The organism is Actinoplanes sp. OR16 (assembly GCF_004001265.1).
In the GTDB taxonomy this organism is placed as follows: Bacteria; Actinomycetota; Actinomycetes; order Mycobacteriales; family Micromonosporaceae; genus Actinoplanes.
In genome coordinates this window covers 492,042-510,170 of record NZ_AP019371.1, presented here as the reverse complement: position 1 = coordinate 510,170, position 18,129 = coordinate 492,042, and the positions used below count along the sequence as shown (strand labels likewise).

Here is an 18,129-nt window from a genome sequence, read left to right as displayed (position 1 = left end):
CCTAGATCGTGGCTCTGAGGGACTTCAAGGCGGTCAGCACGTCGGCCGGCAGGGGGCCGTCGGCTTCGGCACTCAGGCACTCGGCCAGTTCGGCGCGGTTCTTCACGCCCAGGATCACGCTGGCCACGCCGGGGACCGAAAGGGCGTAACGGTGTGCCAGGGTCGCTGCCGAGGTTCCGAGGTCGGCGGCGAGTTTGCGGAAGGGCGCGGCCTTCGTGAAGTCGGCCGCTGCCGGGTGGGTGGGCGGCAGGTCGCGGTCCAGCGAATCGGTCAGGGAGCCGGCCGCCACCACCCGGATGCCCAGCACCGGAACACCGTGAGCGCCGGCCGCCTCCACCACCGCGTCGTTCTGCGGTGCTACGTCCGGATAAATCCACATGTCGCCGTTCAGGTCCAGCGGATTGACGATCACCTGAGCGGCATCCGGGCGCGGCGCCGAGGTGAGGGCGTCCACGACGGACTGCGGATGGCCGACAGCGGTGATGCCCCAGGCGCGGATCTTCCCGGAGTCGCGGAGGGCCTCGAAGACCGGGATCACCGACTCGCGGTACGACTCCCAGTGGATCGTGTCCTTCGCCGTCGCCGAGCCGTCGCGGGGCAGCAGTTGCGTGTGCAGCAGGAGCAGGTCCAGGTGGTCACGGCCGAGTCGCTGCAGGCTGCCGTCCAGGCTGCGGTTGATCAGCCCGGTGAAGTCGCCACCCGGCGGGACGTCGTGGACCTGCACCTTCGACGTGACCTGCACGTCAGCGGCGGAGGGCGCTCGCAGGGCCGCGCCGATCACCCGTTCGGCCTCGTAGTCGTCGCCGTAGGAAGGGGCCACGTCGAGCATCGTGATGCCGGCGTCGACGGCCGCGTGGACCGTCGCCACCGCCTCGTCCCGGTCGGTGCTTCCCCAGACGCCGCCGAGGCCGCCGCCGCCGAGGGTGAGCGCGCTGATCTGTCCGAGCCTGCCGAAGTCTCTGCGTTCCATGACATCGACGCTAGGACCTGGAGTGCGCTCCAGGACAAGCCGCGGCCCCTCCCGGATCTCGGAGATCGGAAGGGGCCGAAGAGCGAGACCTACTCGCTCGGCTCCGGGATGTCGCAAGTGATCTTCGGATTGACGCCCATCCAATTGAGCGGACCGGCGATCGTGGTGATGATGACGGTGCCGGCCTCGGCACAACTGGCGTCACCGGTGTCCTTGAAATAGCCGCGCTGGAACGCCGCAACGACGCCGAGTGCCAGCCAGATGACGATTATGACCGCGCCGATCCGCATCGGGGACCTCCTCTACCGGGGGATGCGCGGCGAATACCCCGATGGGTCAGTCCGCTAAACGGCGCGCCTGCAGCGTGTAGGTGTGCGGCAGCCGTGCGGGCCGGTCGATGAGCTGGAACTCGCCGCCACCGATCGGGTGCATGTCCCGTTCGAGAGCGTGCCACGGCACCGACTGGTGCTCCTCCAGTCCGGTGAGGACCAGCCCGGCTTCGAGGACCGCCGTGACGATCTCGCCGAGCCCGTGGTTCCACTCGTGCGTCACGGTGTGCTGGAACTCGTGGTCGCTCGACACGTACGTACCGGGCTCGTCCCAGATCTGTGGCTCGGTGGTCTCGAAGTACGGCGTGGCGAGCGCGATCAGGCCGTCGGTGCGCTCGTAGTCGAGAGCCCAGAGGACCGGGTGGCCCTCCCGGATGAAGAGCCGCCCGCCCGGGGCGAGCAGCGACGCCACGGTCTGCGCCCAGCGCTTGATGTCGGGCAGCCAGCCGAGCGCCCCGACCCCGGTGTAGACCAGGTCGAACTCGCCGTCGAGGACGTCCCGCGCCGCGTAGACGTCGCTCTCCACGAAGGAGATCGGGGCACCGGCCAGCGAAGCGATCTTGCGGGCCTGTTCGAGGGAGGCGCCGGAGAAGTCGAGACCGGTCATGGTGGCGCCGAGCCGCGACAGCGAGACCGTGTCGGTGCCGATGTGGCACTGCAGGTGCACGCCGCGCAGCCCGGCGATGTCACCGAGGCGGGGCAGATCGAAGCGGACCACCTCGCTGAGGTACGACGGGTCGTTCGCGAAGTCCTCGACGTGGTAGTCGGGCGAGGCGGCGTGCGGAGCCGCGCGCTCGTCCCAGTTGGCGCGGTTCACGTCGAGGTATTCGGTCATGCGCCGGAGCGTATGCGGTCCCGGAACCAGAGCGCACTCCTTTTCGGGGTCCGCACCTGGGTCTCGTAGTCGACGTGCACCAGGCCGAACCGTTTCGCGTAGCCCTCGGCCCATTCGAAGTTGTCCATCAACGACCAGGCGAAATATCCGCGTACGTCGGCGCCGGCCGCCCGGGCGGCCATTGTCGCGTCGACGTGTGCCCTGATGTACGCCGTCCGCTCGTGGTCGTCCACGAATCCGGTGGCGTCGGGCCGGTCGTCGTAGACGGCGCCGTTCTCGGTCACGGCCAGCGGAATCCCGTAGTCGTGGTGCAGGCGCAGGAGCAGCGTGGTGAACCGGTCCGGCGTGATCGGCCAGTTCAGAGCGGTCCGCGGAACGTCGGGGTAGATCTCCCGGACGATGGGCAGCCCGGCGGCGTCGGCCGATCGCCCGTCGAGGTCGTACCCGGAGAAGTCCTGTCCGAAGTAGAAGTTGACGCCGAGGATGTCGATCGGCGCCGCGATGATCTCCAGGTCGCCGTCGCGGATGGGCAGCTCGTAGCCGCGCGCGGCCAGGTGCTCGAGGACGTCGGTGGGATAAGAGCCCCGCGCGATCGGATCGAGGAAGATCCGGGTGCCCATCCCGTCGGCGAGCCGGGCCGCCGCGATGTCGACCGGGTCGTCGGAGGCCGGTGTGGCGGTCCCGATGTTGAGCGCAGGCCCTACGATATTTCCGTCATTTCGGATATGCCGCGCAACCAGCCCGTGCCCCAGCAACAAGTGATGCGTAGCGGCGACAGCAGCCCCAAAGTCTTTACGCCCCGGCGCGTGAACCCCGTGCTCATACCCGAGATAGGCGACGCACCACGGCTCGTTGACCGTCCCCCAGTTGCGCACCCGATCTTGGAGCCGATCGACAACGAAACCGGAGTACTCGGCGAACCGGTACGCCGTGTCGCGGTTGGTCCACCCGCCGAGATCCTCCAGCTCCTGCGGCAGATCCCAGTGGTAGAGCGTCAGCCACGGATCGATCCCGGCCGCGAGCAGCTCGTCGACGAGCCGGTCGTAGAAGTCGAGGCCGGCCCGGTTCGCCGGACCGCGGCCGTGCGGCTGCACCCGGGTCCAGGAGACCGAGAACCGGTACGCGTCGACGCCCAAGCTCTTGATCAGCTGAACGTCGTCCGGCATCCGGTGGTAGTGATCGCACGCCACGTCACCGGTCTCGCCGACGACGTCCCTGGCGAACGTGTCCCAGATGGAGGGCGTGCGCCCGTCCTCAGCCGCGGCGCCCTCGATCTGATAGGCCGAGGTGGCCACTCCCCACGTAAATGTCACGAAATTTCCCCACAGAATAGGGAGGGCCGGTCCCGACGGCAGGGGACCGGCCCTCGGATCAGGCGACCGGATGCAACCAGCAGGCGACGGTCCGCGTGGATCCGTCCGGCACCGGAGGGGTGCCGAGCACCGGGATGTTGTCGGCGCAGGGGTCGAACGCCTTCGGGCACCGCGGATGGAACGAGCACCCGCTCGGCATGCCCTTGAGGTCGGGCGGCGACCCGGGGATGCCGGTGAGCTCACGGCGCGGCCCGCGCAGCGCCGGGAAGGATCCGAGCAACCCCGCGGAGTACGGGTGCAGCGCGTCCCGGTAGATCGACGCCGCCGGCGCCTCCTCCACGATCCGCCCGCCGTACATGATCGCGATCCGGTTCGAGAACTCGACCAGCAGCGACAGGTCGTGCGTGATGAAGATGACCGAGAAGCCGAGCCGTTCCCGCAGCTCGATGAGCTGGCCGAGGATCTGCCGCTGCATCACCACGTCGAGCGCCGTGGTCGGCTCATCCATGATCACGACCTGCGGCTGCAGGATCAGCGCCATGCCGATCATGACGCGCTGCCGCATGCCGCCGGAGAGCTGGTGCGGATATGCGTCCATCCGGTCGGCGGCGATCCCGACGAGCTTGAGCATCTCCCGGGCCCGGGCGTTGCGGCTGTGCTCGCTCATCTTCGGGTCGTGCGCCCTGAGCACGTCGGTGAGCTGCGTGGAGATCTTGTGCACCGGGTTGAGCGAGTTCATCGCGCCCTGGAACACGATCGCCGTCTCGTTCCACCGGAATCCGCGCAGCTGACCGTCCGAGAGGCCGAGGACGTCGTACGGGTCGCCCTCCGCGGGGTGATAGATCACCTGACCGCCGGTGATCACTCCGGGCGGGGGGAGGAGCCGGGTCATCCCGTACGCGAGGGTCGATTTGCCGGAACCGCTCTCGCCGGCCAGGCCGAGCACCTCACCGCGGTGCAGTGTCAGGTTCACGTCGCGGACGGCGCGTACCGCCTGGTCGCCGAGGCCGTACTCGACGTTGAGGTTGCGGATCTCCAGGACGGGTTCGCTCATGCCGCCACCTCCGCTTCGCTCCGGTAGCGACATGTTTACTGAGCTGGCTGATTCGCTCGCAAGCTCGCTCATGGCGCGACCTCCTTCCTCAAAACGGGGGTCACCGAGGCCTGCGTGTGCGGCTCCGGCGAGTTGGAGATCACCGGGGTGAAGCCGATCCGCATCCGGACCTTCCGGCCGGTGGCGGTCTTCAACGACGTCTTGCCCATGCTGCGCAGACGCGGGCTGACGAACTCGTCGATGCCGAAGTTGATCAGGGAGAGGGCGGTGCCGAGGAACGCGATCGCGAGACCGGCCGGGATGAACCACCACCAGGCGTTCTGCGCGAGCGCCTGCTGACCCTGCGCCCAGAAGAGGATGGTTCCCCAGTTCCAGGTGGTGGCCGAGGTGACGCCGATGAACGCCAGGGTGATCTCGGAGAGCACCGCGAAGATGACGGTGCCGACGAAGCCGGAGGCGATCACGGCGGTGAGGTTCGGCAGCAGCTCGAAGCCGATGACCCGCCAGGTCCGCTCGCCGGTGGCCCGGGACGCCTCGACGAAGTCGCGCCGGCGCAGAGAGAGGGTCTGCGCCCGCAGCACCCGGGCGTTCCAGGACCACGAGGTGAGACCGATGACCAAGGCAATCAGCCAGTCCTCGGCGCTCTCCAGGGTGGACGTGATGATGATGATCAGCGGCAGGGCCGGGATCACCAGGAAGACGTTGGAGAGTGCCGAGAGGACCTCGTCGGTCTTGCCGCCGACGTACCCCGCCGTCACCCCGATGATGACCGAGAGCACCGTCGCCACGATGCCGGCGAAGAAGCCGACGAAGATGACGCTGCGGGTGCCGGTGAGGAGCTGGCTGAACACGTCCTGGCCCAGGTGGGTGGTGCCCAGCCAGTGCTCGGACGAGGGCGGCTGGACCAGCTGGTCGCCGCGGGCGCTCGGGTCGTAGGGCGCCACCCACGGGCCGATCACCGCGAAGAGCAGGTAGACGCCGAGGATGATCAGGCCGACCGCGGCCTTCTTGTTCGCGACGAAGCGGAAGCGCTGCCGCTTGGCCTTCTTCGTCACCGAGGGCTGGGCCATCGCTCCCTGTTCCGGGATGACCTGCTCGATGCTGGAGGTGGGGATCGTCATCGCTCAGCCCTCCTTGCGGGTGCGCGGGTCCAGGAGCAGGTACGCGATGTCCGCGAGCAGGTTCGCGACCAGCACCGAGATCGTGATGATCAGGAAGATGCCCTGCATGAGCGGGTAGTCGGACGCGCCGAGCGCCTGGAAGAGCTGGAAGCCGACGCCCGGGTAGGAGAAGACGATCTCCACCAGCAGCGTGCCGCCGACGATGAAGCCGAGCGACAGCGCGAAGCCGGAGACGTTCGGCAGCAGCGCGTTGCGTGCCGCGTAGCTCATCGCGACCCGGCGGTCGGAGAGGCCCTTCGCGTGCGCCACGGTGATGTAGTCCTCCGAGGAGACCGTCACCATCATGTTGCGCATGCTGAGGATCCAGCCGCTGACCGAGGAGATCAGGATGGTCAGCGCGGGCAGCAGGCTGTGCTGGATGGCGCTCGGGATGAAGTACTGGTCCCAGGCCGGCACCAGGCCGTTGTCGAAGCCGCCGGAGGGCGGGAAGAAGCTGTCCGGCCCGGTCAGCAGGTAGATCGCGATGATGCCGAGCCAGAAGTACGGCACCGAGGATAGGAACGTGGTGACCGGCAGCAGGCCGTCGGCCCACGAGCCGCGCCGCCAGCCGGCCAGGACGCCGAGACCGGTGCCGAGGAAGAAGCTGATCACCGTGGTGATGCCGACCAGCAGCAGCGTCCAGGGCAGGCTGCTGGCGATGATCTCGGAGACCGGGGTGGGGAAGAACGTGAACGACAGTCCCAGGTCGCCGCTGAACAGCTGCTTCCAGTAGTTGACGTACTCCTCCCAGATGCTCGCGTCCTTGTCCAGTCCGAACAGGACGTACATCGAGTCGATCGCCTTGCTGCTGAGCTGCCCCTGGTACTTGGTGATCAGTGCCTGGACCGGGTCGCCGGGGATCATCCGGGGGATCAGGAAGTTCAGCGTGATCGCGGCCCACGCGGTGAAGAGGTAGAAGGCGAGCCGCTGCAGGAAGTACTTCACTGGTTCACCGCCTCGGACTTGTCGTACAGCCAGCACGCCGCCCAGTGCCCGGGCTTGTCACCGATCTCCAGGCGCACCGGCAGGTCGGTCGAGCAACGCGGCATCGCGACCGGGCAGCGCGGGTGGAAACGGCATCCGGACGGCGGGTGGATCAGGCTCGGCGGTTCGCCGTTGCCACGCTCCTCGCCCGCGGCTTCGGGGGCGCCGGTGAGCCGGTCCGGGTCGGGGGCGCTTTCGATCAAGAGCCTGGTGTACGGATGGGCCGGCGACTGCGTGACGGTCTCCGAATCACCGCCCTCCACCATCCGGCCCGCGTACATGACCATCGTCTCGTCGGCGAAGTACCGCGCCGAGGCGATGTCGTGGGTGATGTAGAGGATTGCCAGGTTGAGACGTTCCTTGAGATCCCGGAGCAGGTTCAGGACGCCGAGCCGGATGGAGACGTCGAGCATCGACACCGGCTCGTCGGCGAGCAGTGCCTCGGGCTCGGCGCCGAGCGCCCGGGCGATCGCCACGCGCTGCCGCTGGCCGCCGGAGAGCTCGTGCGGGAACTTGTCCAGATACCGATCGGGCGGTGTCAGCGAGACCCGTTCCAGCAGCTGGTGCAGCGCGCCGTCGAGGTCGTCCCCGATGTTGCCGTGGATCTTCAGGGACCGTTCCAGGTGGTACCGGATGGTGTGCACCGGGTTCAGCGACGCGAACGGGTCCTGGAAGATCATCTGCACCTGGGCGCAGTAGCGGCGGAACGCCGAGCCCGACTTGACCTTCGTCGTCTCGCCGTGCAGCCGGATGTCGCCGCCGGTACGGGGATAGAGCTGAGCGAGCAGCCGCGCCACAGTGGACTTGCCCGAGCCCGACTCGCCGACGAGGGCCACGACCTGGCCTCGGCGGAGCGTGAGGTTCACATCATCGACGGCGTGAACCGCGTCGTGCCGGTTGGAGAAGAGGTCACGCAGCCGCCGGCGGACGGGGAAGTGCTTGGTCAGGCCGATCGCCTCGAGCACCACCTCGCCGGCCGGCGCCTTCGCGTCCGGGATCGACGTCATGCCGGTTCCTTCGTACATGCTTCAGGCGGGCGCCCCGGCCGTGACCGGGGCGCCCGCGTGATGATCAGGAGTTGGCGGGCTGGAGCTTCAGGACGACCTGGAGCGCGGCAGCCTGGGTGGGCTGAGCGGGCGCGTAGGAGTCCGCGTCCGTGGGCCAGCCGACCCAGTTCTTGGTGCTGTACGCGGCGCCGACGTTGTCCGCGCCGACCGGCAGCATCGGGGCCTGCTCCACGAAGATCTTCTGGATCGTGGCGAGAGCGGTCTTGCGGGCCGCCTCGTCGGTCGCGTTCGAGTACGCCTTGAGTGCCGCGGTGGCCTCCGGGCTGTCGAACCGGCCGAAGTTGCCCTGCTGGGCGGCGGTGCCGATCGGCTTCATCAGGTCGCCGTCCATGACGGTCTGGTAGATGTCGAACGGCGTCGAGCCACCGTTGGTCCACCGCATGGTGGCCTCGAAGTCACCCTTCTGGACGTTCGCGTCCCAGACGTTCTGGTTCGGCTTCTCGACGGTCGCGGCGATGCCGATCTCGGCGAGGTTGCTCTTGATGATCTCGAGCGAGGTCTGGTAGTCGGACCACGGCGCCGGGTCGGTGAGCTTGATGGTGACCGGCTTGCCGCTCTTGTCCTTCAGCGTGGTGCCGTCCAGCGTGTAGCCGGAGTCGGCGAGCAGCTTCTTCGCGCCCTCGACGTCGACCGAGAAGGTCTTGCCCTTGTACTCGTCGGCGATGTAGGCGTCACCCGCGCCCTCGGGCAGGCCGGTGACGCTCTTGATGGCCGGGTGGAAGTAGCTCGCCTCGGCCTGCACGAAGATGTCCTCGCGGTTGATGACCATGTTCATGGCCTGCCGCAGCTTCGGGTCGTCGAACGGCTTCTTGGTGGTGTTGATGTAGAGGCCGTGGATGCCGAGCACGCCGGGCGCCCAGACCTTGTAGTGCTCCGGGTCCTTGGAGGTGAAGACCTGCTCGTAGTTCGGGATGAAGACGAAGCTCCACTCCGCGGCGCCGGTCGCCAGGGCCGTGGTCTGCGCGTTGTTGTCCGCGTAGGAGGTGTACCGCAGCTCCTTGACCTTGGGTGCGGTGCCCCAGTAACCGCTCTCTCGGGCGGCAAGGATCGTCGCCTGCTGGGAGAACGACTTCAAGGTGTACGGGCCACTGCCGACCGGGTCCTTGATCGGGTCGGTGGCCGGGTCGGCGATCTTCTCCCAGACGTGCTTCGGCACGATCGGGGTCTGGCCGATGACCTTGTGATGCGTGGTGAACTGCGACGACTTGAAGGTCATCTTCACCTTGTTGCCGTCGGCCGTGATCTGGTCGTACGGGATGGCGAAGAGGTTGAGCGCGTCGTTGTTCTTGATCAGGGTGTGGGTGTAGACCACGTCCTCGGCGGTCAGCGGCTTGCCGTCGGACCAGGTCGCGCCGTCCCGGATGACGAGGTCGACGGTCTTGTAGTCCGGCGACCACTTGATCTCGCTGGCCAGCCACGGCGTCAGCGGGTCGGCCGGCCTGGTGTTGTTCCACTGGCCGAGGGGCTCGTAGAGCATCCAGCGGTAGCCGAGCGAGGCGGCGGCCGAGGTCTGCACGAACGGGTTGTTGCTCTCGGTCACCGTGCCGTTGGGCATGCCGATCGAGAGGAAATCGACCTGGTCACCCTTGGCGGCGTTCTTGTTGTTCTCGTTCGGCGAGTCACCACAGGCGGCGAGGCCGCCCGTGGCGAGCACGCCCGCCAGGGCGACCGCGAACAGTTTCCTTCTCTGCATCGCAATAACTCCTCGGGATTTCAATGCGGGGTGAGAGGGGTGTGCTTCACCGAGCGGCCGGCAGGGATCCGGTCGCTGGGCGTCACTGTTTCCCGGCCGTCATAGCGGCCGGTCGATGTGTGGTCCTGAATCAGTCCTGCGTGGACTTCCGGACGGTGAAAGTGGCCGGGATTATGGTCGGCCGGTTCGGGAGCGGGGCTCCCTCGAAGTGGGCGAGCAGCGTACGGGCCGCGGCCTCGCCCATCTCCCGCAGAGGCTGATGAACGGTGCTGAGTGACGGCTTGGCGTGCGCCGCCATCGGGATGTCGTCGAAACCGACCACCGCGACGTCGCCGGGCACGCTGCGGCCGCTCTCCTGGGCCGCCTGCATGGCGCCGAACGCGGAGAGGTCGTTGTGGCAGAAGACCGCGTCGAACTCGATGCCCGCCTCGATCGCGAGCCGCACGTTGTCCGCGCCGGATCCGAACTTGAAGTCGCCGAGCATGATCCGGTCGGCGGAGATCGGGATGCCGGCGTCGGCGTAGGCCGAGACGAAACCGTCGGTGCGCTGCTGGGTGCAGCCGAAGCGGGACGGCCCGGTGATCACGAGCGGCTTGTGGCGCCCGATCTCGAGCAGATGCTTGGCCGCGTCGGCGGCGCCGGTGTGGTTGGTGGTGCCGACCGTCGCCATGGTGCCGCCGGAGAGCTGGTCGCGGTCGTCGATGAGCACCATCGGCAGGCCGCGGTTGTGCAGGGTGGTGATGTAGTCGAGGGTGCCCTCGGGCTCGATGACCAGCAGGCCGTCGAAGGACTTCGCGGCGACCTGGGCGGCGAACTGCCGCATCGACTCGTCACCGCGGTTGCACGTGAAGAGCAGCAGGCCGTAGTGCTCGGCTTCGAGCACGTCGACCGCGCCCTGCAGCACCTCGCCCATCCAGGGCCAGGTGAGCGAGGGCACCAGCATGCCGACCACCCGGGTGCGCCCGCGGGCGAGGTTGACCGCACGGGCACTGGGGACGTAGCCGAGTTCGTCGATCACCGCACGGACCCGTGCCGCCGTCGTCTCGTCGAGCTCACCCTTGCCGTTCAGCACCCGGGAGACCGTGGTCTTGCTGACCTTGGCCCGGGCCGCCACATCGGCGATCGTGATCGGCACTGTCCCTCCGGCTGTGTTCCAGGCTGTTGCGTTGACGTTTCGGAACCGGTTTCGGTACCGGTTCCGGCAGTCAACCGCAGTGAGGGCTGTCACGTCAACGGGCCGTGAGATCTATTTAGGTTTCGAGACGGTAACTGTGTTTAGAAATCGGCCTTCATCGGTGTCCGGCCCAGGTTCGGCAGGACGATCCCGAGAGGCGCGTCGATGACCATTTCCGCGTACGGCTCACCGCGCGTGACACCCCGGTTCACTATGGCGACCCGGATGCCCTCCTTGACGGCCCTCAGCACGAACCGCCGTCCCGACATGACGGTCAGCGAGGAGCCGAGGACCAGCAGGGTGCGTGCCGCCCCGACGAGCGCGAAGGACCGGCTCACCCGGTCGGCCGGCACGGTCTCGCCGAAGTACACGACGTCCGGCTTGAGAACCCCGCCGCAACGGCGGCAGTCCACCACGGTGAACCCGGTCAGCTCGGCGTCGTCGAGCTCGGCGTCGCCGTCCGGGTTGATCGCCGAGGCGACCGCGGCGAAGCCCGGGTTGGCCTGATCGAGCCGGTGCGCCAGCTCCTCGCGGGCGGTCAGCTCACCGCATGCCAGGCAGACGATCCGGGCCAGGTTGCCGTGCAACTCGACCACGTCGTCCGCGCCCGCGGCCTGGTGCAGGCCGTCGACGTTCTGCGTGATCAGCCCGCTGAGCAGGCCGGACTGCTGCCAGCGGGCCACCGCCCGGTGCCCGTCGTTGGGCTGGGCCCCGCCGATCGTGCGCCAGCCGAGGTGGCTGCGGGCCCAGTAGCGCCGCCGGGCGACCGGGTCCCCGGTGAAGGTCTGATAGGTCATCGGCGTCCCGCGCCGCGCCGATCCTGAGGGGCCCCGGTAGTCCGGGATCCCGGAGTCGGTCGAGAGCCCCGCGCCGCTGAGCACCGTGACGCCGCCCTCGGCGATCCACTCGTCCAGCCGCGCCACCTGCTCCACCACCGCTAAGTCCATGGACCCATGGTCCCTCGTGGGCATGACCGCGCGTGCCATCCGTACGGGTGGCCGTGACCTGAATGACCCGTGTGCGTTCACCTCGCCTCCGATAGGTTGTGAACTGGCAGGTTTCGCAGGTCACAGGCCACTTGGGGGTGTTACATGGATTCCGCTCTGCAGGGCTTCCTGAAGACTGTGCCGCAGGCCACCGCGATCTGGCTGACGATCCTGCTCCTGCTCGCCGTCGCGATCGTGAGCTCACGGCTTCCGCGGCTGCGCAGACCGGCCGGACCCGAACCGGACGAGAACCCGTACGCCGCCGAGATCGAGGGCGCCGTCGCCGAGGCGTCCACCGCCGCCGAGCGCCGCCGCGCCGAGTGGGTGACCGCGCAGGAGACCGTCGACGCCGCCTGGGCCGCGTACGAAGAGGCCGAGACCGCGGCCCGGCGGATCGGGGCGGCGACCGCGTTCCCGCTGATGAGCCGCCGCCGCAAGCCGGGGGAGAACGCCGACCGGCAGCGCTACCTGCACCGGGCCGCCACCGAGCTGTGCCGCACCCAGGATCTGTCGATCGCGCAGCTCAACGACGTATACGCGCACCGGGGCTGGAACCCGCGGCTGCACCCGGTCCAGCAGGAGGCGGTGCTGCACGGCGCTGTTCGCGCACATCGGCTGGAGGCGTACCGGAAAGCGGTTGCCGAGGAGCAATCGGCGTGGCGTGGCGCCGAAGCGGCTGCCGAGACCCTTCGCGACCTGCGCGCCGAGGCCGCCGCCGCCCGGTTGCGCGGACCGGCCGCCGAGGCAGCGGACCAGCAGTGGTGGTCCGAGCAGTGGACGGGAGCCGAACTCCCGGCCGCCGCCTGACGTCCACCCTGGACGCCTGCCTGTTCCCTCTCGGCCGCTCAGAGTGCCCGGGTAACGTGAGGCCCGGGCGGTCTTGGGGTAAGGAGGCGATGGTGACGGTAACTCCCACGGGCGGCGGCGCGTCAGATCGCGCGCCCACGACCCGGATGCACCGGGCGGCCCTCGTCGAAGACGCGATCCACGAGATCATCGAGCGCCGGCTGGTCGGCCGCGGCTGGAAACCCTCCATCACCGCCTACACCGGCTACGGCGCTCCCGGCTGGGCCCGCGTGATGGGCCGGGTCCTGCTGGCCCGCCCCGGCACGGTCAGCAAACGCCGGGAGAAGGTCCGCGGCTGGCGCAGCTTCACCACCACCCCGGCCAGCGGGGCCGTGGTCCGCATCGAGATCGGCGGCACGGTCACCGAGACCCGCTCCGACCGCAGCGGGTACGTCGACTGCAAGGTGAAAGGCGACCTCGAACCCGGCTGGGGCACCGCCCGGATGTCCACCGACGGCGCCGCCCCGATCGACGCGCCGATCCGGGTGCTCGACCCGTCGGTGAAGTTCGGCGTCATCTCCGACATCGACGACACGGTCATGGTCACCACGCTGCCGCGCCCGCTGCTCGCCGCGTGGAACACGTTCGTGCTCGACGAGCACGCCCGCACCGCGGTGCCCGGCATGGCGGTGCTCTACGAACGCCTGGTCAACGCGCACCCCGGCGCGCCGGTGCTCTACCTCTCCACCGGCGCGTGGAACGTGGCGCCCACCCTGACCCGCTTCCTGAGCAGGCACCTCTACCCGGCCGGCCCGATCCTGCTGACCGACTGGGGGCCCACACCGGACCGCTGGTTCCGCAGCGGCCAGGAACACAAGCGCAAGTCGCTGCGCCGGCTCGCCGAGGAGTTCCCGCACGTCCGCTGGCTGCTCATCGGCGACGACGGGCAGCACGACCAGGAGATCTACTCCGAGTTCGCCCGGACCCACCCGGAGAACGTGGCGGCCGTCGCGATCCGCCGGCTGTCGCCGACCCAGGCGGTGCTGGCCGGCGCCATCCCGGGGCCGGACACCGCCGAGGTGGTGCCCTCAGGCGGCAAGACGTGGTTCTCCGCCCCGGACGGCGCCGGACTCTGGTCCCTGCTCCGCGACACCGACGTGGTGTGAGCGGCTTGTCTCAATCCGCCGACTTCTCGACCGGCTCGGTTTCGCTGACCCGTTCGTGTAGCTTCTGCCGGATCTCGTCCGGGGTGTACGCTCGCCGCCGCCGTTCGGCCCGGGCGATCACCACACCCGTCGCCGCGACGCCGGCCAGCCCTGCAAGTCCCGCTACCTTCCACCAACGCATCAGCTGAGGATAGACACGTGGTTGCCGAACTCAGCCTCGACGAGGCGATCGAACTGACGCGTACGGGTGACATCTGGATCTTTCGCGGCCGCTCGGGCCCGGATCGTGCCATCCAGGCGCTCACCAACAGCCCGGTGAACCACGTCGGCATGTCACTGGTGATCGACGACATGCCGCCGCTGATGTGGCACGCCGAGCTGGGCAGGTCCCTCCCCGACATGTGGTCCGGCAGCTTCCAGCGCGGCGTCCAGCTGCACGACCTGCGCGACGCCGTCACCGTCTGGGCACGGCGGTACGGGCAGCGTGGCTGGCTGCGGCAGCTCGACCCCGGCGTCACCCGGGAGATGGAGGACCAGGCCCTCAAGACGGTCGCCCGGCTCGACGGCACGCCGTTCCCGTCCACCTCGCAGCTCGCCTTCCGCTGGGCGCGCGGCCGGGTACCGCAGATCCGCCTGCCGTGGCAGCAGCGCCAGGTCAGCGACGCGACGCTGGAGAAGGCGTACTGCGCCGAGGTGGTCGCGGTGACCTATGAGGACATGGGGCTGCTGCCGCGCGGCCGCAAGGCCAACTGGTACGACCCGGGGCGCTTCTGGTCCGGCGACGAGCTCGAACTCTGCCCGGGCTACACCCTGGGGGAGGAGATCTCGGTGAGCGTGCCCGAGGCCTGACCCTCCCGGCGTGCCGTGGTCTCTGGCGTGCCGCGGTCTCCGGCGTGCCGTGGTTTCGTCGTGGCGCGGTTTTGTCGCAGCGGGGGAGCAGAATGCCCGCATGGGTACGAGGCTGGTCGCCCGCGTCGCCGAGGTGGTCGCCCTGGACAGGCTGCGCGCCGACGCCGCCGCCGGGGCGGGCGCGGTCGCGCTGCTGACCGGCGAGGCGGGCATCGGCAAGACCGCGGTGGTCGAGGAAGCGGTGGCGCGAGCCCGGGCAGCCGGCGCCACGGTCCTGACCGGCCGTGCCGACCCGGACGAGGGCGCTCCCGCCTTCTGGCCCTGGCTCCACCTGTTCGAAGCGTCCCCCGCCTACCTGCCCACCCTGACCCCGGCCCTGCTCGACACCGGCCCGCCCGATCCGGGTCCCCGCCCAGGCGGCGGCGGCCGTGACGGTGGTGGTGGCGGCCGTGATAGCGGCGGCCGTGACGGTGGTGGTGGCGGCCGTGATGGCGGCGGCCGTGATGGCGGCGGCCGTGACGGTGGCGGCCGTGATAGCGGCGGCCGTGACGGTGGTGGTGGCGGCCGTGATGGCGACGGTGGCGGTGGTGGGGCGGAGCGGCCGGCGGTGGTGCGGTTCCGGGTGATGCAGCGGGCGCTCCGGGCTCTGCGAAGTGCCGCCGCCGAGCGGGACGGTGGGCTGGTGCTCGTGCTGGAAGATCTGCACTGGGCGGATCCCGGTTCGCTGGCGTTGCTCGAGCTCGTCTGCCGGGAGGTCGCCGGCACCAGGCTGCTGGTGATCGCCACCGCCCGGGCGCTCGATCGGGAACTCCCCGGCGCCGAGACGTTCGTCCTGACGCCGTGGGATGCGGCTACGGTCGGGACCTATCTGGCGCAGCGGGCCGGCTCGCCGGTGCATCCGTCCTGGCCCGCTGTGGTGCATCGGCTCGGTGGTGGCAATCCGCTCTACACCCGCGAGCTGACCCGGCTGCTGGCCGCCGGTGATCGGCTGCGGCATCCGGCCGGCGGCGTCGATCTGCCCGACGGGCTGCTCCGCCTGGTCGGCCGCCGCCTCGCGACGCTCTCCCCGCCGGCTCAGGAGCTGCTGGGTCTCGCGGCGGCCCTGGGTCCGGACGTCGACCTCACCCTGTTGTCCACGATCGCGCAACCGGTCACCGGCTTCGAGGCGAGCATCGGGGAGGCCATCGACGCGGGCGTGCTGGTGGAGGATCCGTGGAATCCGGCTCGGCTGCGGTTCGTGCACGAGCTGGTGCGCGAGGCCCGCTATGCCGGGCTGTCGCGGACCGCCCGGATCGCGGCGCACGGGCGGATCGCCGGCGTGCTGGCGTCGTCCGGGGCTCGGGCTGACGAGACGGCACGGCACCGGGTGCGGGCCGCGGTGGACGCGGAGTCGGCGCGGCTGGCACGGGAGGCCTGCGAGGCGGCGGCCCGTGCCGCTACCCGGCAGCTGGACCATCACGGGGCCGCCACCTGGCTGACTCAGGCGCTCGACCTCTTCCGGGACGATCCGTGGCTGCGTCTCGCCCGGGCCGAGGCCGTCTCCCGGGACGGGCGGCTCTCCCTGGCGGCCGCCGACTGCGACGCGGCCTTGTCGGTGGCCGAGGCCGAGCGGCGGCCCGATCTGGGTGCCGCTGCCGCACTGGTCGTACGCGGATACGGCGGTCCCGTCGCATCAGCCCTGCTCCGCCTCTGCGAACGGGCGCTGGCGCTCGCCACTCGCGACGGCACGCCGAGCTCCGACTCCGGTGCCGGGGACGGTGTCGGCGGAGGTGGGTTCGGTGGCTGCCACGGTGGTGCCGGCGTACAAGGAGAAATTGATCTTGAAGGGGGAATGGCGGCACGGCTGCTCGCGCAGTACGCGATCCTGCTGGTGGAAACGGGCGGGCACGGGCGTGCCGCGGCGCTGAGCGGGCGGGCTGTGGAGCTTGCGGAGGCCAGTGGTGACCTCGACGCGATCGCGGCGGCGGTGCATGCGCGGCGGGAGGTGCTGGATCTGACCGCGGACGCCGAGGAGGTGCTCGGCCTGGCTCGCCGCAGCCTCGATCTCGCCGCGGCGGGGAGCCGTGTCGAAGCCGAGCTCTGGGGCCGGCTGTGGCGCCTCGACGCGCAACTCACCGTGGGGGATCTCACCGGGTACGACGCCGACACCGCCGCGCTGGCCGCCCTCGCCGATCGGCTCGGGTGGCCGGTCGTCCGCTGGCATCTGATGCGCGCCCGTGCGACCCGGCTCCTGCTGGCCGGCCGCCCGGTGGCCGCCGGGGAGATCGCCGACCAGGCGCTGGAGCTCGCCGGGACGTTCGAGGAGCAGCCCGCGCGGGAGCTGCACGCCGCCTTCCACGCCTGCCTCGCGCCCTTCACCGGGAGGGTGCCGCAGTGGCCGGGCGGGCTGGCGGCGGCACTCGCGGCGTTCGGATCCGAGCCGATCGCGGTGGCGCAGATCGGCCGGCTCGCCATGCTCGGCGGCGACCGGGACATCGCCGGTTCCGCGTGCCACATCCTGCGGGACATGCTGCCCGGGCTGCCACCGGACAGCAGACGCGGATTCGTGCTGGTCAGCACCGGGGAGCTGGCGGTCTGGCTGGGGCAGCTGGACCTCGCCGAGAGGGTGTACGCGCGGGCGTCGCCGCTGGCCGGCCGCTATCTCAACACGATGACCGCGTGCCACGGCTCGGTCGACCGCCCGCTCGGCGTGATGGCGGCAGCGCTCGGGCTGCCGGAGGCCGCGCCGCTCCTGGCCTCGGCCGTCGAGCGGGAGGAGCGGATCGGCGCGGTGGCGTTCGTGTGCCAGGCGCAGCTGAGCTACGCGGTCCATGCCGGTGACGGCCGCCGTTCCCGTGATCTCGCCGCCTCGGCCCTCGCCACCGCCCGCCGGCTCGGGCTGACCGCGATCGCCGAGGCCGCCGCCGCGCTGTGCCGCGACGAGCTGACCGGCCGGGAACGTGAGATCGCCCGGCTCGCCGCGGCCGGCCTGGCCAACCGGGAGATCGCCGGGCGGTTGCACATCTCGGAGCGGACCGTGGAGACGCACGTACGCAACGCGCTCGCCAAACTCGGTGTCACCAACCGGGTGCAGCTGACCGCACGATTGAGTGGCGGAAATCAGTACCAGCACTGATGGTCGCGGGCCCGGCGACGGGCAGCCTTCGGTGCATGGACACTTCTGTTGAGATCAGCGCCGGAACCTATCGCATCGACCCGCGGCGGTCCGTCTGCCGCCTGGTCGCCACGCACGCGTTCGGGCTGAAGCCGGTGACCGCGACGATGGCCCTGACCGGCGGGACCGTGACCGTCGCCGCACTCCCGGAACAGTCGATCGCCTCGGCCGAGCTGGACGCGGCCAGCTTCACCTCCGACGATCCGCGGCGGGACCGGGACATCCGCGGCCGGCGGTTCCTCGACGTGGCCGCGCATCCGGAGATCGGTTTCCGGAGCACCCGCTGCCGGCGCGGTCCCGGCGGATGGCAGCTGGCCGGGGTGCTCGCGGTACGCGGCGGCTCCTGCGAGGTGGTGCTCGACCTGTCGCCGGCCGAGGTGGCCGACGACGGCTACCGGATGGTCGCCGCCGGTGTCGTCGACCGGATGGCGGCGGGGGTGCGGGCTGGGCGCGGGATCATCGCGCGGAACGTCGAGGTGCGGCTGGAGATCCACGCGGTGCCGGTGCGGTCGATGGCGGAGCGGGGCTCCGAGATCTGGGCCGGGTGAGTTCAGCTCCGGCGTACAGCCGGCTTGAGGCGGCCGCACGCCGGAGCTGGATCAGCGTGCG

General features: G+C 70.1%; 17 protein-coding genes. 5 read left to right on the top strand and 12 right to left on the bottom strand.

Annotation, left to right across the window (positions count from 1 at the left end; genetic code table 11):
* Position 1: 1 nt before the first annotated feature.
* The 11 genes from EP757_RS02320 to EP757_RS02270 all read right to left on the bottom strand — a co-directional run bounded on the left by EP757_RS02320 (position 2) and on the right by EP757_RS02270 (position 11,526).
* Positions 2-970 carry an aldo/keto reductase gene (locus EP757_RS02320; RefSeq protein WP_127542562.1) on the bottom strand — a complete coding sequence of 323 codons (969 nt, stop codon included), beginning with the start codon at positions 968-970 and terminating at the stop codon, positions 2-4.
* A gap of 89 nt (positions 971-1,059) precedes the next feature.
* On the bottom strand, positions 1,060-1,260 hold the full coding sequence (locus EP757_RS02315) for a hypothetical protein (protein WP_127542561.1): 201 nt from the start codon (positions 1,258-1,260) through the stop codon (positions 1,060-1,062).
* Between the two features lie 46 nt (positions 1,261-1,306).
* Positions 1,307-2,134 (bottom strand): bifunctional 2-polyprenyl-6-hydroxyphenol methylase/3-demethylubiquinol 3-O-methyltransferase UbiG, encoded by an 828-nt coding sequence (locus EP757_RS02310; protein ID WP_127542560.1) that lies wholly within the window; start codon positions 2,132-2,134, stop codon positions 1,307-1,309.
* Positions 2,131-3,447 (bottom strand): GH1 family beta-glucosidase, encoded by a 1,317-nt coding sequence (locus EP757_RS02305; RefSeq protein ID WP_127542559.1) that lies wholly within the window; start codon positions 3,445-3,447, stop codon positions 2,131-2,133. The genes EP757_RS02310 and EP757_RS02305 overlap by 4 nt, the downstream gene beginning before the upstream one ends.
* Before the next feature lie 58 nt (positions 3,448-3,505).
* Positions 3,506-4,501, bottom strand: a complete 996-nt coding sequence (locus EP757_RS02300) for an ABC transporter ATP-binding protein (protein WP_127542558.1) — start codon at positions 4,499-4,501, stop codon at positions 3,506-3,508.
* Between the two features lie 68 nt (positions 4,502-4,569).
* Positions 4,570-5,622, bottom strand: coding sequence for an ABC transporter permease (locus tag EP757_RS02295; protein ID WP_127542557.1), 1,053 nt, complete (start codon positions 5,620-5,622; stop codon positions 4,570-4,572).
* A 3-nt stretch (positions 5,623-5,625) separates the two neighbouring features.
* Positions 5,626-6,606 carry an ABC transporter permease gene (locus tag EP757_RS02290; protein ID WP_127542556.1) on the bottom strand — a complete coding sequence of 327 codons (981 nt, stop codon included), beginning with the start codon at positions 6,604-6,606 and terminating at the stop codon, positions 5,626-5,628.
* Positions 6,603-7,652 carry an ABC transporter ATP-binding protein gene (locus EP757_RS02285; RefSeq protein ID WP_127542555.1) on the bottom strand — a complete coding sequence of 350 codons (1,050 nt, stop codon included), beginning with the start codon at positions 7,650-7,652 and terminating at the stop codon, positions 6,603-6,605. Before EP757_RS02285 ends, EP757_RS02290 begins: the two co-directional genes overlap by 4 nt.
* A 64-nt stretch (positions 7,653-7,716) precedes the next feature.
* Positions 7,717-9,405 (bottom strand): ABC transporter substrate-binding protein, encoded by a 1,689-nt coding sequence (locus EP757_RS02280; protein WP_127542554.1) that lies wholly within the window; start codon positions 9,403-9,405, stop codon positions 7,717-7,719.
* Positions 9,406-9,535: 130 nt separating this feature from the next.
* Complete coding sequence (locus EP757_RS02275) at positions 9,536-10,540, bottom strand: LacI family DNA-binding transcriptional regulator (protein WP_127542553.1); 1,005 nt, start codon at positions 10,538-10,540, stop codon at positions 9,536-9,538.
* A 140-nt stretch (positions 10,541-10,680) separates the two neighbouring features.
* On the bottom strand, positions 10,681-11,526 hold the full coding sequence (locus EP757_RS02270; protein WP_127542552.1) for an NAD-dependent protein deacetylase: 846 nt from the start codon (positions 11,524-11,526) through the stop codon (positions 10,681-10,683).
* Between the two features lie 144 nt (positions 11,527-11,670).
* Between EP757_RS02270 and EP757_RS02265 the strand changes: the two genes are divergently transcribed.
* Together EP757_RS02265 and EP757_RS02260 are read left to right on the top strand one after the other, a co-directional pair.
* Complete coding sequence (locus EP757_RS02265) at positions 11,671-12,372, top strand: hypothetical protein (RefSeq protein ID WP_127542551.1); 702 nt, start codon at positions 11,671-11,673, stop codon at positions 12,370-12,372.
* Between the two features lie 89 nt (positions 12,373-12,461).
* Entirely contained in the window at positions 12,462-13,517 is a 1,056-nt protein-coding gene (locus tag EP757_RS02260) for an App1 family protein (protein WP_127542550.1), read from the top strand.
* A 10-nt stretch (positions 13,518-13,527) separates the two neighbouring features.
* On the opposite strand, the gene EP757_RS43195 is transcribed toward EP757_RS02260, so the two are convergent.
* On the bottom strand, positions 13,528-13,698 hold the full coding sequence (locus EP757_RS43195; protein ID WP_174262326.1) for a hypothetical protein: 171 nt from the start codon (positions 13,696-13,698) through the stop codon (positions 13,528-13,530).
* A 17-nt stretch (positions 13,699-13,715) separates the two neighbouring features.
* Here EP757_RS43195 and EP757_RS02255 point away from each other — a divergent pair, with 17 nt between their 5' ends.
* The 3 genes from EP757_RS02255 to EP757_RS02245 all read left to right on the top strand — a co-directional run bounded on the left by EP757_RS02255 (position 13,716) and on the right by EP757_RS02245 (position 18,068).
* Positions 13,716-14,366, top strand: a complete 651-nt coding sequence (locus tag EP757_RS02255) for a hypothetical protein (RefSeq protein ID WP_127542549.1) — start codon at positions 13,716-13,718, stop codon at positions 14,364-14,366.
* Between the two features lie 100 nt (positions 14,367-14,466).
* Positions 14,467-17,481 (top strand): LuxR C-terminal-related transcriptional regulator, encoded by a 3,015-nt coding sequence (locus tag EP757_RS44570; protein ID WP_127542548.1) that lies wholly within the window; start codon positions 14,467-14,469, stop codon positions 17,479-17,481.
* A 35-nt stretch (positions 17,482-17,516) separates the two neighbouring features.
* A complete protein-coding gene (locus tag EP757_RS02245) occupies positions 17,517-18,068 on the top strand; it encodes a YceI family protein (RefSeq protein WP_127542547.1) in 552 nt (183 codons plus the stop codon).
* Positions 18,069-18,129: the final 61 nt, after the last annotated feature.

Excerpts from the sequence above, each read along its gene's own strand:
- EP757_RS02320 (WP_127542562.1), bottom strand. The coding sequence starts at position 970 with ATGGAACGCAGAGACTTCGGCAGGCTCGGACAGATCAGCGCGCTCACC.
- EP757_RS02315 (WP_127542561.1), bottom strand. The coding sequence starts at position 1,260 with ATGCGGATCGGCGCGGTCATAATCGTCATCTGGCTGGCACTCGGCGTC.
- EP757_RS02310 (WP_127542560.1), bottom strand. The coding sequence starts at position 2,134 with ATGACCGAATACCTCGACGTGAACCGCGCCAACTGGGACGAGCGCGCG.
- EP757_RS02300 (WP_127542558.1), bottom strand. The coding sequence starts at position 4,501 with ATGAGCGAACCCGTCCTGGAGATCCGCAACCTCAACGTCGAGTACGGC.
- EP757_RS02295 (WP_127542557.1), bottom strand. The coding sequence starts at position 5,622 with ATGACGATCCCCACCTCCAGCATCGAGCAGGTCATCCCGGAACAGGGA.
- EP757_RS02285 (WP_127542555.1), bottom strand. The coding sequence starts at position 7,652 with ATGACGTCGATCCCGGACGCGAAGGCGCCGGCCGGCGAGGTGGTGCTC.
- EP757_RS02280 (WP_127542554.1), bottom strand. The coding sequence starts at position 9,405 with ATGCAGAGAAGGAAACTGTTCGCGGTCGCCCTGGCGGGCGTGCTCGCC.
- EP757_RS02270 (WP_127542552.1), bottom strand. The coding sequence starts at position 11,526 with ATGGACTTAGCGGTGGTGGAGCAGGTGGCGCGGCTGGACGAGTGGATC.
- EP757_RS02265 (WP_127542551.1), top strand. The coding sequence starts at position 11,671 with ATGGATTCCGCTCTGCAGGGCTTCCTGAAGACTGTGCCGCAGGCCACC.
- EP757_RS02260 (WP_127542550.1), top strand. The coding sequence starts at position 12,462 with ATGGTGACGGTAACTCCCACGGGCGGCGGCGCGTCAGATCGCGCGCCC.
- EP757_RS43195 (WP_174262326.1), bottom strand. The coding sequence starts at position 13,698 with ATGCGTTGGTGGAAGGTAGCGGGACTTGCAGGGCTGGCCGGCGTCGCG.
- EP757_RS44570 (WP_127542548.1), top strand. The coding sequence starts at position 14,467 with ATGGGTACGAGGCTGGTCGCCCGCGTCGCCGAGGTGGTCGCCCTGGAC.
- EP757_RS02245 (WP_127542547.1), top strand. The coding sequence starts at position 17,517 with ATGGACACTTCTGTTGAGATCAGCGCCGGAACCTATCGCATCGACCCG.